This window comes from Reyranella aquatilis, assembly GCF_020880995.1.
Taxonomy (GTDB): domain Bacteria; phylum Pseudomonadota; class Alphaproteobacteria; order Reyranellales; family Reyranellaceae; genus Reyranella; species Reyranella aquatilis.
Genome location: NZ_JAJISD010000001.1, coordinates 335,841 through 350,423 on the forward strand (window position 1 = coordinate 335,841; position 14,583 = coordinate 350,423).

At 66.7% G+C, this 14,583-nt stretch carries 12 protein-coding genes and 2 tRNA genes; 8 read left to right on the top strand and 6 right to left on the bottom strand.

What is annotated here, in order from left to right:
• Positions 1-97: 97 nt before the first annotated feature.
• The 4 genes from LJ725_RS01525 to LJ725_RS01540 form a co-directional block, all read right to left on the bottom strand.
• Positions 98-2,779 (bottom strand): valine--tRNA ligase, encoded by a 2,682-nt coding sequence (locus LJ725_RS01525; protein WP_230548854.1) that lies wholly within the window; start codon positions 2,777-2,779, stop codon positions 98-100.
• A gap of 69 nt (positions 2,780-2,848) precedes the next feature.
• Positions 2,849-3,436, bottom strand: a complete 588-nt coding sequence (locus LJ725_RS01530) for a DUF2497 domain-containing protein (RefSeq protein WP_230548855.1) — start codon at positions 3,434-3,436, stop codon at positions 2,849-2,851.
• Positions 3,433-4,896 (bottom strand): TolC family outer membrane protein, encoded by a 1,464-nt coding sequence (locus LJ725_RS01535; protein WP_230548856.1) that lies wholly within the window; start codon positions 4,894-4,896, stop codon positions 3,433-3,435. Before LJ725_RS01535 ends, LJ725_RS01530 begins: the two co-directional genes overlap by 4 nt.
• Before the next feature lie 85 nt (positions 4,897-4,981).
• Positions 4,982-5,641: a protein-L-isoaspartate O-methyltransferase family protein gene (locus LJ725_RS01540; RefSeq protein ID WP_230548857.1), complete on the bottom strand. Its 660-nt coding sequence runs from the start codon at positions 5,639-5,641 to the stop codon at positions 4,982-4,984.
• Positions 5,642-5,769: 128 nt separating this feature from the next.
• Between LJ725_RS01540 and LJ725_RS01545 the strand changes: the two genes are divergently transcribed.
• The 8 genes from LJ725_RS01545 (at position 5,770) to metC (ending at position 11,594) form a co-directional block, all read left to right on the top strand.
• Positions 5,770-5,843 (top strand) — tRNA-Cys (locus tag LJ725_RS01545).
• A 90-nt stretch (positions 5,844-5,933) separates the two neighbouring features.
• Positions 5,934-6,008 (top strand) — tRNA-Asn (locus tag LJ725_RS01550).
• A 51-nt stretch (positions 6,009-6,059) separates the two neighbouring features.
• Entirely contained in the window at positions 6,060-6,674 is a 615-nt protein-coding gene (locus LJ725_RS01555) for an NUDIX domain-containing protein (RefSeq protein WP_230548858.1), read from the top strand.
• Between the two features lie 85 nt (positions 6,675-6,759).
• Complete coding sequence (locus tag LJ725_RS01560; RefSeq protein ID WP_230548859.1) at positions 6,760-7,761, top strand: cysteine synthase A; 1,002 nt, start codon at positions 6,760-6,762, stop codon at positions 7,759-7,761.
• A gap of 10 nt (positions 7,762-7,771) precedes the next feature.
• Positions 7,772-8,686 (top strand): ribokinase, encoded by a 915-nt coding sequence (locus LJ725_RS01565; protein WP_230548860.1) that lies wholly within the window; start codon positions 7,772-7,774, stop codon positions 8,684-8,686.
• A gap of 9 nt (positions 8,687-8,695) precedes the next feature.
• On the top strand, positions 8,696-9,397 hold the full coding sequence (locus LJ725_RS01570; RefSeq protein WP_230548861.1) for an alanyl-tRNA editing protein: 702 nt from the start codon (positions 8,696-8,698) through the stop codon (positions 9,395-9,397).
• 62 nt (positions 9,398-9,459) lie between these two features.
• Positions 9,460-10,317, top strand: coding sequence for a 3-mercaptopyruvate sulfurtransferase (gene sseA, locus LJ725_RS01575; protein ID WP_230548862.1), 858 nt, complete (start codon positions 9,460-9,462; stop codon positions 10,315-10,317).
• A 119-nt stretch (positions 10,318-10,436) separates the two neighbouring features.
• Complete coding sequence (metC, locus tag LJ725_RS01580; protein WP_230548863.1) at positions 10,437-11,594, top strand: cystathionine beta-lyase; 1,158 nt, start codon at positions 10,437-10,439, stop codon at positions 11,592-11,594.
• A gap of 41 nt (positions 11,595-11,635) precedes the next feature.
• Here the strand turns inward: metC and LJ725_RS01585 are convergent, their stop codons facing one another.
• Positions 11,636-13,999 carry a molybdopterin-containing oxidoreductase family protein gene (locus LJ725_RS01585; protein ID WP_230548864.1) on the bottom strand — a complete coding sequence of 788 codons (2,364 nt, stop codon included), beginning with the start codon at positions 13,997-13,999 and terminating at the stop codon, positions 11,636-11,638.
• An 84-nt stretch (positions 14,000-14,083) separates the two neighbouring features.
• Positions 14,084-14,572 carry a Fur family transcriptional regulator gene (locus LJ725_RS01590; protein ID WP_230548865.1) on the bottom strand — a complete coding sequence of 163 codons (489 nt, stop codon included), beginning with the start codon at positions 14,570-14,572 and terminating at the stop codon, positions 14,084-14,086.
• Positions 14,573-14,583: the final 11 nt, after the last annotated feature.

The following is a 14,583-nucleotide window of genomic DNA, read 5'->3' on the forward strand; positions in this document are numbered from 1 at the left end:
TCCATCAGAATATACATAATGGCACGGTGGATACTGGAGATCACTCGCTCGCCACTGTCGCCATTCGCTCTGCGGGTGTCGGCGCGGCGACACCGAGCTAGACGCCCAACCTTTCCAGCGCCGCGCTGAGCCGTGCCCCGGTCTGCTCGGCCTGCGCACGGCGCTCGCGCTGTTCCTCGACGACCTCCTCCGGCGCGCGCGCCACGAAGGCGGCGTTGGCGAGCTTTGCGTCGATCTTGCCGACCTCGTCGGCGAGCTTCTTGATTTCCTTCTGCAGGCGCGCGCTCTCGGCCTTGAGGTCGATCACGTCGCCGACCGGCAGCGCGTAGGTCGCCTCGCCGACGACGATCTGCAGCGACGCCTTGGGCGCCGAGTCGGCTGCCTCGACACCCTCGATACGGGCCAGCCGCTCGATGGCGGCACGGTGCGTCTCGATCCGCGCCGCGGTCGTCGCGTTTCCGCCGATAACCAGCAGCTTGAGCTTGGCACCGGCCGGCACGTTCAACTCGGCGCGGGCCGAGCGGATGTCGGAGATCAGCTTCACCAGCCAGCCCATCTCGGCGTCGGCCATCGCATCGACGGTCGGCGGCGCGGGCCAGGGCTGGCCGATCAGCGGTCCATGCTCGGCGCGATGGCCGAGCTTGTCCCACAGTTCCTCGGTGATGAAAGGCATCACCGGGTGCATGAGCTTCACGGTCTCGCGCAGCACGAAGGCCGTGACGGCGCGCGTCTCGTCCTTCTCGGGCCCGTCGGCCCCCTGCACGATCGGCTTGGTCAGCTCGACATACCAGTCGCAGACAACGCCCCAGACGAATTCGTAGAGGGCGGTGGCGGCCTCGTTCAGCCGGAAGTCGGTGAGTGCCTTGTCGATCGCCTGGTTGGCACGGGCCAGTTCGCCCAGCATCCACTTGTTGACCGTGAGCTTCGCCGTCACCGGATCGAAACCCTGCGGCAGGGCCGCGCCGTTCATCTCGGCGAAACGCGTCGCGTTCCAGAGCTTGGTCGCGAAGTTGCGCGCACCCTCGACACGTGCGGGCGAGAGACGCAGGCGGCCCGCCTGCGAGGCGGCCAGCGACGTCATGGTGAAGCGAAGCGCGTCGGCGCCGTACTTGTCGATCAGCTCCAGGGGATCGATCACGTTCCCCTTGGACTTCGACATCTTCTGCCCCTTCTCGTCGGTGACGAGGCCGTGCAGGTAGACAGTGCGGAACGGCACGTCCTTCATGAAGTGCATGCCCATCATCATCATGCGGGCGACCCAGAAGAACAGGATGTCCCAGCCGGTGACGAGCGTGCTGGTCGGATAGTACTTCGCGAGCTCAGCCGTCTGGTCCGGCCAGCCGAGCGTCGAGAAAGGCCAAAGGGCCGAGCTGAACCAGGTGTCGAGCACGTCGGGATCGCGCTCCAGCGCGACGTCCTTCCCGTAGTGCGCGCGGGCCTCCGCCTGGGCCTCCTCCTCGGAGAGCGCCACGAAGACCTTCTTGTCCGGCCCGTACCAGGCCGGGATCTGGTGGCCCCACCAGAGCTGGCGCGACACGCACCACGGCTCGATGTTCTCCATCCAACGGAAGAAATCCTCGCGCCCGCGTTCGGGCACGAACTTCACGCGCCCGTCGCGCGCCGCCGCCAGCGGCGCCTCCGCGAGCTTCTTCGCATCGGCGTACCACTGCTCGGTCAGGTACGGTTCGACCGGCACGCCGCCGCGATCGCCGTAGGGCACCGCGTGCGTGTGCGGCTCGATCTTCTCGACCAGCCCCAGCTCCTCCATCTCCACCACGATCTTCTTGCGCGCCTCGAACCGGTCGAGGCCGCGATACTTCTCCGGCGCGTTTCCGTTCACACGCGCGAACCTGTCGAAGATGTTGATGGCCTCGAGATTGTGCCGGCGGCCGACCTCGAAATCGTTGAAGTCGTGCGCCGGCGTGATCTTGACGGCGCCCGAGCCCTTCTCCGGATCGGAATATTCGTCGCCCACGATCGCGATCCGGCGGCCGACCAGCGGCAGCACGGCGTGCTTGCCGATCAGGTGTTTCCACTTCGGATCATCGGGATGCACCGCGATGCCGGTATCGCCCAGCATCGTCTCCGGCCGGGTCGTGGCAACCACGATGAACTCGTCCGGGCTGCCCTCGATCGGATACTTGAAGTACCAGAGATGGCCCTTCACCTCGCGCGACTCGACCTCGAGGTCGGAGATCGCGGTCAGCATCTTGGGGTCCCAGTTGACCAGCCGCAGGTCCTTGTAGATCAGTCCCTGCTTGTAGAGTTCGACGAACACCTTGAGCACGGCCTTCGACAGGCCCTCGTCCATGGTGAAGCGCTCGCGGCTCCAGTCGCACGAGGCGCCGAGCCGGCGCAGCTGGCCGGTGATCGTGCCGCCGGAATAGGCCTTCCACTCCCACACCTTGGCCAGGAACTCTTCGCGGTTCAGCAGCTTCTTATTGGCGTCGTTGGTGGCGGCGCCCTGGACCGCGAGGCCGATTCCCTCCTGTTCGAGATTGCGCACCACCACCATCTGCGTGGCGATGCCCGCATGGTCGGTACCCGGCTGCCACAGCACGTCGTCGCCCTTCATGCGGCGCCAGCGGATCAGCACGTCCTGCAGCGTGTTGTCGAGCGCGTGGCCCATGTGCAGGCTGCCCGTGACGTTGGGCGGCGGGATGACGATGCAATAGGGCTGCTTCGGCGAGTCCGGATGGGCGCGGAAGGCGCCGGCATTCTCCCACTCGGGGTAGCGCCGGGCCTCGATTTCCTTGGGATCGTAGGTCTTGTCGAGCATCTCTTGGCCTTGAACGAAAAACGCCACGGCTGCGACACCGTGGCGGGATTGGGGGGGTGGCGCCCGGGGTCAGCGGCGGGTCAGCCGCGCGATCTCGCGTTCGACATAGCGCTCGACCATCGGTGGCAGGTTCGTATCCAGCCAGTCCTTCAGCATCGGGCGCAGCATTTCCTTGACCAGATCCTCGATGGTCTGGCCCGAACTCGCCACCCGCGGCCCGGGATCGGTGGCGGCCGGTGGCGGTACGCTGTCCTGCACCGCTTGGTTCAGCCGCGCGAAGGCCGAGCTGGCGACCCCCGCCACCCCGGCGCCGACCAGGGTATCGACCTTCGGCGACGCAGGCGACGAGGCCACCGGCTCGATCGTAGGTTGCGGCATCTCCGCCGGATTCACGGGTTCGACCCGCGGCGGCGTGGGCTCGGCTTGGGACATGGATTTCGGCTCTTCGACGATATCGGTGAGAAGGAGAACGTCCTCGTTCGAGGCGCTTCGGACAGGCTGGGTCATGGCGGGCGGGACGATTACGGGCGGCACCACCGGGGGCCTCGGCCCCGCGCCTTGGGCCCGCGCCTCATCATCGGAAATGATCTTGCGGATGGACGCCAGGATGTCGTCCATCGAGGGCTCATTGTTCGGGCCGCCCTTGCCGTCGCTCATTTACCGGTGCTCCCGACGGGCGCGCTCCCCGCGACGCCTGCCGGCGAGGTGGACGGCGGGATGATGCCCGTGCCCGATTCGCCGCTGCTGCCCCAGCCGATCCAGCGAGAGCCGACATCCTTGTAGTAGCGCTCTTCGTCGTAGTACTCGACCGGCAGCGCAAGCGTGCGCGCGGTGAGACGGCCAATGCCGGAAAGTACGCTGTAGTACGAGACCTGCACGTCGCGGCGCGCCTGGATCAGGTTGACCTGGGAATTCAGCAGTTCCTGTTCGGCGTTCAACACGTCGAGGGTGGTACGCGAACCGACCAGCGCTTCCTGGCGGACGCCGTTCAGGGCGACTTCGTTGGCGCGAACCTGCGATTCGAACGACGTTACGCGGGAGCGCGACGAGTCCAGCTGCCGCCAGGCGCGGATGACGTTCTCGGCCACCGCGCGGCGGGCGCTGTCGAGTTCGTTGCGCCGCTGGCCGACCAGTTCGCGCGCCGAACGGATACGCGACCATTCGCTGCCGTTCTGGAAGATCGGGATCGTGGCCTGAACGCGGACAGCATAGGTGTAATACTTGTCGTTCGGGACCTGCAGATCGAACTGCTGTTGCAGCGCGCCTACGAGGTTTACCTGCGGCAGCAGATCGCCGATCGCCGTGTTCACGCCATAGTTGGCGGCCGTGATACGGTGTGCGGCGGTGACCGCTCGGGGACCGGCGTCCATGGCGAGGCCGATCGCCTCTTCTTCCGAAGATGGCAGTCCACCGATCAGCGGGATTTCGCCCAGCCGGCCCGGCTTCTTGCCGATGGTGCGCTGGAAGGCCGCCTCGGCGATGCGGACGTTGGTTTCAGCCTGCACCAGATCGGCCCTGGCGAGTTCGAGGCGAGCCTCGGACTGCGACACGTCGGTGATCGTCAGTTCGCCGACCCGGAAGCGCTCGCGGGTCGCGTCGAGCTGCTGGATCAGCACCCGGACGTTGTTGCGGCGAGCGTCGGCAATGCCGATGTTCTGCACCAGGTCCGCATAAGACGTGACCGCAGAAAGCAGGACGGTCTGCTCCGTTTCCGCCAGCTGGGCGCGCTGCGCCTGAATGTTCGACTGGGCCTGCTTGGTCTCGGCGACGGTCTTGCCGCCGCGGAACAGCGGCTGGACCATCTGGAGCGTCGTGAACTTGCCGTTCAGCGCGTAGAAGGTCGGCGTGGTTCGTTGCGAGTAGGAGTCCTGCTCGACCTTGTTGTATTCGACGTTCAGCGTGACACGCGGCCGCCAGTTCGCGACAGCCTGCGAAAGCGTCTCGTCGGTCTGGCGCAGAATGGCCCGGCTTGCCAGCAGATCGGGATTGCTGTTGTAGGTGGTTGCAAGCGCCTCGATCAGGCTTTGTGACCACGCACTCGACGCTCCACCGAGCCCGAACGCCAGGATGCACGCTGCCGCGGTGCGGGCGCGCTTCACGCTGGGCCGGATACGCATCTTTCTACCCTCATCTGTAGGCGACACCCTAGCATCAGGCGGAACAGCATGGGTAGCCCCGCGCATGGCAAATGCCGGATGCGGCTCAGAAGGTGAAACGGGCTGGCGGCGCAAAGCCCGGCAGCGGCGGCGAACCGGCGTCGAACAGCGGGCGCCCTGACACCACCCCACCCTGCTTCACGTAGAGGTGGGCCACCCCCAGCGCACCACTCGGATCGGCGATCACGGTGGCCAGGCGGCCGCCCTCGGCCAGCTGGTCGGAAATGGTCTTCGGCACCTCGCGGACCACGCCCTCGATCAGGATCACGTCGTAGGGAGCGCCGGCAGCGGCGCCCTGCTCGGCCTGCCCGACCACCAGCTCGACAGCCGCCAATCCGAGATCGGCCAGCGTCTGCCGTGCCGCCGCCGCCATGGAAGCGTCGGTCTCGACCGCGGTGACCGACTTGGCGAGGCGCGCCAGGATCGCGGCGCCATAGCCCCGCCCGGCGGCCACCACCATGGCCTTGTCCTCGGCCTGCGGCTGCAGGACCTGGATCAGCCGGGCCAGCACCATCGGCTCCATCATGTAGCGCCCATTGCCCAGCGGCACGTCGTCATCGGCATAAGCGACCGAGCGCAGGGCCTCCGGCAGGAAGCGCTCACGCGGGAGGTCCGCCAGAATCGCCAGCAAACCGGCATTGTTGACCCGGTTGGGCCGGAGCTGGCCTTCCACCATGTTGCGGCGCGCGAGCGCGAAATCCGTCATAGCCTGCCCCCTAGATGTAGCGGGTCGCTATATAGGCGTCCGCCGACGACAGCGTCAAAGGGCGCCGCGTCGCGCCCGGCTTGACCGGTCCGTCACGGCATGAGTATAGCACCGCGCGCTTTCGTGCGGGCCCGGTAGCAAAGCGGCTATGCAGAGGACTGCAAATCCTTCCAGGCCGGTTCGACTCCGGCCCGGGCCTCCACGAATGCACAAGTGGTCTTGCATGATCCGACATGCTCTGTCACAAGACCGCGCCTTCGCAGCCGACGTACCGCCGTCGCACCGAGTTTATTCCGGAGTAGCTCAGCGGTAGAGCAGGCGACTGTTAATCGCCTGGCCGTAGGTTCGATTCCTACCTCCGGAGCCAATTGGGGCCGTTCTCGAAAGAGAGCGGCCCTATTTGCTTGTGGGGTGCATCATGCCTTCCGTCCCGCTGCCCGGCGAACGGGCCGAACTGATCGAGCGCACCGTGGCCTTCCAGGGGTACTTCCGCGTCGCCCGGTACCTGTTCCGGCACAGTCTGTACAAAGGCGGCCAGAGCGGCGTGGTGACGCGCGAGGTCTTCGAGCGCGGCCAGGTCGCCGCCGTGCTGCCCTACGATCCCGCGCGCGACGAGGTCGTCCTGATCCGCCAGTTCCGGGCCGGCTCCCAGGCGGCGGGCCGTCATCCCTGGGGGTGGGAGATCGTCGCCGGCGTCGTCGAGGAGGGTGAAACGCCGCCCGACGTGGCCCGGCGCGAGGCGATCGAAGAGGCGTCGCTGGAGATACTGGACCTCGTGCCCCTGCACAGCGTCGTCCTCAGCCCGGGCGCCTGCTCCGAGGTCTGCAGCAGCTTCATCGGCCGTGTCGACGCCACCGGTGCTGGCGGCATCTTCGGCCTCGAAGCGGAGAACGAGGACATTCTCGTGAAGGTCCTGCCCTTTGCGGAAGCGCGCGCGCTGCTCGATCGCGACGAGGTCGACAATGCCCCGGCCGTCATGGCGTTGCAGTGGCTCGCCCTGCATCGCGACGAGTTGCGAAACCGCTGGCGCTAGAATACGCCGCGCGGGTTGCATGGGCCCCTGCTCCCTGTCTACCGTCGCGCAGGGGAAGCGCAGGGTCAGGCAAGGTGAGTACTACATGAACGTCCGCTCCGGTTTCATCGACAGCATCGGCAACACGCCCCTGATCCGCCTGCGCGCCGCCTCGGAGGCGACGGGTTGCGATATCTACGGCAAGGCCGAATTCCTCAATCCGGGCGGCTCGGTGAAGGACCGCGCCGCACTCGCGATCATCGAGGACGCGGAAAAGAGCGGCCGCCTGCGGCCGGGCGGCGTCATCGTCGAAGGCACCGCCGGCAACACGGGCATCGGCATCACGCTGGTCGCCAACGCGCGCGGCTACCGCTCGGTCATCGTGATGCCGGAGACGCAGAGCCAGGAGAAGAAGGACATGCTGCGCCTGTGCGGCGCGGATCTGCGGCTCGTCCCGGCTGCGCCCTACTCCAATCCAAACAACTATGTGCGCTATTCCGGCGCGCTGGCCGAGGAACTCGCGGCCAAGGAACCCAATGGCGCGATCTGGGCCAATCAGTTCGACAACACGGCCAATCGCGGCGGCCACTATCGCACGACCGGACCGGAAATCTGGAATCAGACCGACGGCAAGGTCGATGGCTTCACCTGCTCGGTCGGCAGCGGCGGGACGCTCGCCGGCGTGGCCCTCGCCCTCAAGGAGCGCAACCCCGAGATCAAGATCGCGCTCAGCGACCCCATGGGCTCGGCCCTCTTCAACTGGCACAGCCGCGGCGAACTCAAGGCCGAGGGCAACTCGGTCACGGAGGGCATCGGCCAGGGCCGCGTGACCGCCAATCTCGAAGGCGCGCCGATCGACCTCGCCTACCAGATCACCGACGAGGAAGCGCTGCCCGTCCTGTTCGACCTGATCGAGCATGAAGGACTCGTGCTCGGCGGCTCCAGCGCGATCAACATGGTCGGCGCCATGCGCCTCGCCCGCGAACTGGGACCGGGGAAGACCGTCGTCACGATCCTGTGCGACGGCGGCAGCCGCTACCAGTCCAAACTCTTCAATCCGGCGTTCCTGCGCGAGAAGAACCTGCCCCTGCCGCGCTGGATGAAGTGAGGCTCCGGACATGAGCCGGGTCGTGGTCTGCGGCAGCCTCAACATGGACGTCGTCGTGCAGAGTGCGCGATTTCCCGGGCGCGGCGAGACGATCCTGGGCGCAGAGGTCTCGTTCCTGCCCGGCGGCAAGGGCCTCAACCAGGCGATCGCCTCGGCACGGCTGGGCATGCCGACAGCCATGGTCGGCGCCGTGGGCAACGACGCCTTCGCCAACGGCCTGCGCGGCTTCCTCGCCGACAACGACGTCGACAGCACGAGCGTCACCGAGGTCGACGGGCCGGCGACGGGCGTCGCGTTGATCCAGGTGGCCGAGGGCGACAATTCGATCACCGTTGCATCGGGCGCCAACATGCATTTCGACGCCGCCATGCTGCATCACGAACCGCAACACGACGAAGTCTGGGTTGCACAGTTCGAGACGCCGCTCGCCGCGACGCAGGAGATTCTCGGTCGCGCCCGCGCGGCCGGCGCCCGCACCGTCCTCAACCTCGCACCTTTCACCGAACATCCGGCGGAACTCCTGAAATCCGTCGATGTCGCCGTTCTGAATGAGATCGAACTGTCGCAGGCGACCGGCGCACGGCTCGATGCGTCGAGTACGCAGGAGAGCATCGTTGCAGCCTGCAACGTCCTGCGCGACCGCGGCGCCCGCGCCGTCATCGCCACGCTGGGCGCGCGCGGCGCCGTCGTCGTCACCGCGACCGGCGTCGATGCCATTCCAGCCTTCCCCACCAGCGTCGTCGACACGACCGGTGCCGGCGATTGTTTCGTGGGCGCCCTCGCCTCGCAGCTTGCGGCCGGCCGCACACCGGTGGAAGCCGCGCGTTTCGCGAGCGCCGCCGCATCCTGCTCCGTCGAGCGCCTCGGCGCCGCGCCGGCGATGCCGACGGGCCAGGACGTTGCGGCGCGGCTGGTGAAAGCCTAAATCCCCCTCATGGTCGAAGAACTCTTCAGGCAGGACGCCTACATCAAGGAAGCCGACGCCACCGTGACTGCCGTCGAGGAGCGTGGCGTGCGGCTCGACCGCTCGATCTTCTATCCGACGGGCGGCGGACAGCCCGGCGACAGCGGCCTCATGCGCTGGGAGGGTGGCGAAGCCCGCATCGTAGACTCGGTCAAGGCCGACGGCGGCGACGTGCTGCATCTGCTGGCGCCCGATTCTCCGCGGCCCGAGGTCGGTGCGAATGTTCACACCACACTCGACTGGGAGCGCCGGTATCTGCACATGCGCATGCACACCGCGATGCATGTCATGTCCTCCGTCATCAAGGGCAGCGTCACGGGCGGCCAGGTCGGCGCCGACAAGAGCCGTCTCGACTTCAACCTCGACGGCGAAGTGCCGACCAAGGAGTGGGTCACCGAGGAGGTCAACAAGCTGATCGCGCTCGATCGGCCGGTGACGCCGCAATGGATCACCGACGAGGAGCTGACGGCGCGCCCGGAACTCGTGAAGACGATGAGCGTGCGGCCGCCGATGGGCGCGGGGCGCGTCCGCCTGCTGTCGATCGAAGGTATAGACCTGCAGGCCTGCGGCGGCACCCATGTCGCGCGGACTGGCGAGATCGGCCGCATCGAGTGCACCAAGATCGAGAACAAGGGAAAGATGAACCGGCGCTTCATCATCGCGCTGGCCTAGCAATCAATCTCCTCTCCACCTTGACGGGAGAGAGGAACAAGAAAGCCGAGAGGAATACCCCGATGGACTACGCAAGGCCCGATGCCCTCGTCAGCACCGACTGGCTTGCCACCCGCCTCGATGCGCCGGACGTGCGGGTCGTCGACGGCTCATTCTACCTGCCGGCGCAGAAGCGCGATCCCAAGGCCGAGTTCGTGCAGCAGCACATTCCCGGCGCCGTGTTCTTCGATATCGACGAGATCGCCGACACGACGAGCCCGCTGCCGCACATGCTGCCGCCGCCGGAAAAGTTCTCGGCGCGCGTCCGCAAGCTCGGCCTGGGCGACGGCAACAAGATCGTGGTCTACGACACCACGCCGATGACCGGCGCCTGCCGTGTCTGGTGGATGTTCCGCGCCATGGGTTACAAGGACGTCTCGGTCCTGAACGGCGGCCTGCCCAAGTGGATGAGCGAGGGCCGGCCGGTCACCGACGATCCGACGCCGCCGCGCGAGCGCCACTTCACGTCGCGCCTGAACAATGCGCTGGTCCGCTCGGTGGACGACGTGCTGGGCCTGATAGAGAGCAAGCGCGAGCAGATCGTCGACGCCCGTGCCGCCGCCCGCTTCCGCGGCGAGGCCCCCGAGCCGCGCGCCGGCCTGCGCGGCGGCCACATGCCGGGCGCCTTCAACCTGCCCTACAACGAACTGCTCGACCCGGCGACCGGCACGATGCTGCCGGCCGACAAGCTTGCGGCCCGCATTGCGGCCTCTGGCATCGATCCCACGAAGAAGGTCACGGCGAGTTGCGGCTCAGGTGTCACTGCCTGCGTCATTGCGCTGGCCCTCTACCTCACCGGTTCTCCCGAGGCCGCGGTCTACGATGGTTCGTGGACCGAATGGGGCGGACGCGCCGACACACCGATCGTCACGGGAGCCTGAACCGCACGTTCGGCACAGCCTGTCTGCATTCGCAGGCCTGTCTCTGGCCGCAGGCGCAACGCCTGTGCCATAGTTGATTCATGACCTCTAAGAAAACTTATACCCGACCCGACACTGTCTTGGCCGTCGCCGGCCGCGATCCTGAAAACAACTTCGGCATCGTCAATCCACCCGTCTATCACGCGTCGACGATCCTCTCGCCGACGATGGACAAGTTCGAGAACCGGATCCCGTTCGAGGGCTTCGGCTACGGACGCAATGGCACGCCGACGCAGAAGGCGCTGGAAGATGCCGTCGCCGCCATCGAAGGCGCGCACCGCTCCATCGCCGTGCAGTCGGGCCTGGCCGCCGTCACCGGCGCCATCGTGGGCTTCCTGAAGACCGGCGACCACATGCTGGTGACCGACAATGCCTACGGTCCGGCGCGCCGCTTCGCCAACACCACGCTGAAGGGCTTCGGCGTCGAGACGACTTACTTCGATCCGATGATCGGACCCGAGGGCATCGCCAAGCTGATGCGGCCGAACACGAAGGTCCTCTATCTCGAGGCGCCAGGCTCACAGACCTTCGAGGTCCAGGACGTCGCCGGCATGGCCGCGGTCGCCAAGAAGGCCGGCGCGGCCGTGATGATCGACAATACCTGGGCGACGCCGCTCTACTTCAAGCCGTTCGAGCACGGCTGCGACATCTCCATTCACGCCGGCACCAAGTACATCGTCGGTCATTCGGATGCGATGATGGGCATCATCTCCTGCGCCACGCGCCAGATGTTCGAAGTCGCGAAGACCGCCTGCCAGTCCTTCGGCTTCCATGCCGCGCCCGACGACTGCTACCTCGCGCTGCGCGGCCTGCGCACCATGGGCGTGCGCCTGCGCCATCACGAGAAGAGCGGCCTCGAGATCGCCCACTGGCTGAAGACACGTCCCGAGGTCGACAAGGTGCTGCACCCGGCCCTGCCCGATTGCCCCGGTCACGAGAACTGGAAGAAGCAGTTCAAGGGTTCGTCGGGCCTGTTCTCCTTCACCCTGCGCGACGGCATCAAGCGTCCCGCGGTGGCCGCCATGCTCGACGGCATGGACATCTTCGGCATGGGCGCAAGCTGGGGCGGCTACGAAAGCCTCATGATTCCCGCGCACCCCGACCAGTACCGCACAGCCGTGCCGTGGCCCGAGGGCAAGCAGCTGCTGCGCGTCCATATCGGACTGGAAGACGTCGAGGACCTCAAGACCGACCTGGCGGAAGGCTTCGAGCGGCTGAACCGGGCCCATAACGCCTGATTTTTTTCAGGCCCCACGTTATCAGGCGATCTCGGCCGCCATCAAACCGAGGGCGGCTCGAACGATATCTTTGCGACCTGGCACCACGAGCATCGCAACGGTATCGAGCCGCTGACAGGATCGGCCCGATCGGTGCCGATGGCGCTGTTCAGGTTCGCGGCCAGAGGATGGCTGCGATCGTACGGCGTACCTTCACCGCCCTCGATCCACCACCCGTGTTGGCCGAACACGGCGCCTGATGCGAGGCCCGGCACGATGGCGGCGCGGGCGACCGCGTCGCCGCTCCGCGTGCTGATTCGAACCCAGTCGCCATGGGAGACCGAACGAGCAGCCGCATCTTCAGGCGACATCTCCACGATCGGGTCGGGCACCAGCCGGCGCAACGAGCCGATGTTACGGTGCTGGCTGTGGCAGTAGGCGACGCTCTTGGCACTGCCGAGACGCAACGGGTAGCCCGCTTCGGCCGACGAAAGATCACCTACGTCGAGCGCCGGTATCGGTCGGTAGCCCGAAAGCATCAGGCGTTCCGAATAGATTTCGATCTTCCCGGTCGGCGTCGGGTAGCCGCGCGGGTGGCCGTCGTGCGCGAGCGACTGGCCGTCGAGTTGCGCCGTTCCATCGACCCTGACGCCTGCCGGAGAAGCGCGCAACATCCCGACGGTCAATCCCGTCCTGGCAAGGGCCGCATCGTGGCCGCGGTCGGCATCGAGGTCGAACATCCGGTCACCGAGGCCAAGCCCAGCAGCGAGCCCCATCACGATATCGGTGTCGGAGCGCGCCTCGCCGACCGGCGCGACGACGGGGGGCCGCAGCTGGACGTGCCGCAGCCCCTCGAGGCTGCCGTCGAATCCCGTGCGCAATCCTTCCCGCTCCCAAGAGGTCGCGGCGGGCAGGATGATGTCCGCGTAACACGCCGTCGCATTGATGAAGAAATCCGCATGGACGTGGAATTCGAGTGCGGACAGCGCCTTGCGGGCCATCTCCGTATCCGGCTGCGAAACCAGGAGGTTGGTGCCGAACGACACCAGCGCGCGCAAGGGATAAGGCGCCTTCGTCAGCACCGCCTTATAGACGTCGCGGGCCGTCACCCAGCCTTGAAGGCCGGGACCCAATGGCCGCTCGGCGAGACCCAGCGCCTTGTCACGCTGCGCCGCGGACAGGAGATCCTGGCCGGAGATGTCGACGAAGGGCGCCGCGCCGCCGGGCACGTTACCCCCCTCGCGACCGTAGCTGCCTGTGAGCGCGTACAGGATTGAAATCGCGCGATCAGTCTGTGTGGCCGTAACGCTCTGCCCGACACCGTTCCAGGCGTAGTAGGCCACCGACTTCGCGCCTGCGATGATATCGGCCGCCTTCGCGAGGTCGCCGGGCTCGATGCCGCTCACGTCGGCAACACGCTCCGGTGGGTATTCCGCGGCGGCCCTCGCGAACAACTCAAGTGCCGTATGGCAGAGCACGGGGCCGGACAGAGTCTCGATAGTGCCATGCCACCGCAGGACGGGTGTGCCCTCCGTCTCCTTGCCGCTTCGATCCAGGGGCAAGAGGCCACCGCCTTCGCCGGCATGGGAATACAGAATGTCGCTCCGTCCGGCGGCCCGAAGATCGCTTTCGCGAAGAAAACGGCCCGTGTCGGCGCGCACCAGCAGGCTGGCGTTCGTCCAGGCCGCAACGAAGTCCTGATCGAAGCGTCCACTTGAGACCAGCAGGTTCGCAAGCCCAAGGGCAACCGCCTGGTCCGTACCGGGGCGCACGCGCAGCCACTGGGTCGCACGCTTCGCCAGTGCCGTGGGCCGCGGGTCGACCACGATCATCCGTGCACCGCGCTTCAGCCCCTTCTGTATCTCCACCTGCCGAGCGAGCCAGGTGGCTGCAGGATTGTTACCCCACAGAACGACGCAGTCGGTATTGGCGAAATCGGGCGTTCCGATATCGTGGCCATAGGTGAAGCGCGAGGCGTAGTCTTTGTGCCAGTTACAGATTTCGGTTCCGTAGATGGTGTTCGGGCTGCCGTAGGCGCGGATGAAGCGCTCGATCCATGAGATCGAGTCCGAAATGTGCGACCCGCTCGGCGTGGTGACGGAGAAGGCAACCTGTTCGGCGCCGTGCGTCGCTCGGATGGCCGAGAGGCGTGTTGCGATTTCGGCCAGCGCCTCGTCCCAACTGACCGGCTTCCAGCCGGGATCGGCTGCGCCCTTCGGCTGCGTGCGGCGAAGAGGACGCATCACCCGCTCCGGATGATAGACGAGTTCCGGCGCTGCCCGACCTTTGGGACACAGTGCCTGGCCTGTCGGGTGATCCGGCAACGGATCAACTCGCAGCAACCGCCCGCCTTCGACGACGGCGACGCAGCCGCAGCGCGACCGGCATTGCGTACAGAAGGCCGCAATCTTCTGCGCTTCAACCATCTCCACGCTCCTGCTCGACTTCACGATCGTCGCGTTCGTCTCGCCACTGCCGCCTCGCGAACCGTAAGGATACGAAGCCTGGGTTCAGCCGCTCTTGCAGTCGCTGCAGACACCGGTCACTTCCAGCGTCATTTCCCGCGCGGTGAAACCGCGACTCGAGGCGGCGGCGACGATGGTGTCGGAAACGCCGTCTCCCTCGATCTCCTCGGCGTTCCCGCATTCGGCACAGATCAGGAAGAAGCCGCGATGGGCCTCGCCGGGATGGCTGCAACCGACGAAGGCGTTCATGCGCTCGATACGGTGGATCAGACCGTTTTCGATCAGGAAGTCGAGCGCGCGATAGACGGTGGGCGGTGCGGAGCCCAGATCCTCGTTGCGCAGGCTGTCGAGCAGCGCATAGGCGCCCACCGGCTTGTGGCTCGACCAGACGAGCTCGAGCACCCGGCGGCGCAGCGGCGTGAATCGCAGGTCCTTGGCCGCGCAAAGCTTCTCGGCCGCAGCGATGGCGTCCTCGACGCAATGCTCATGATCGTGGGCGTGCCCGGCGGGCGCCGCTTTGGCGGGTTTCTTCACGGGGCTCCGAT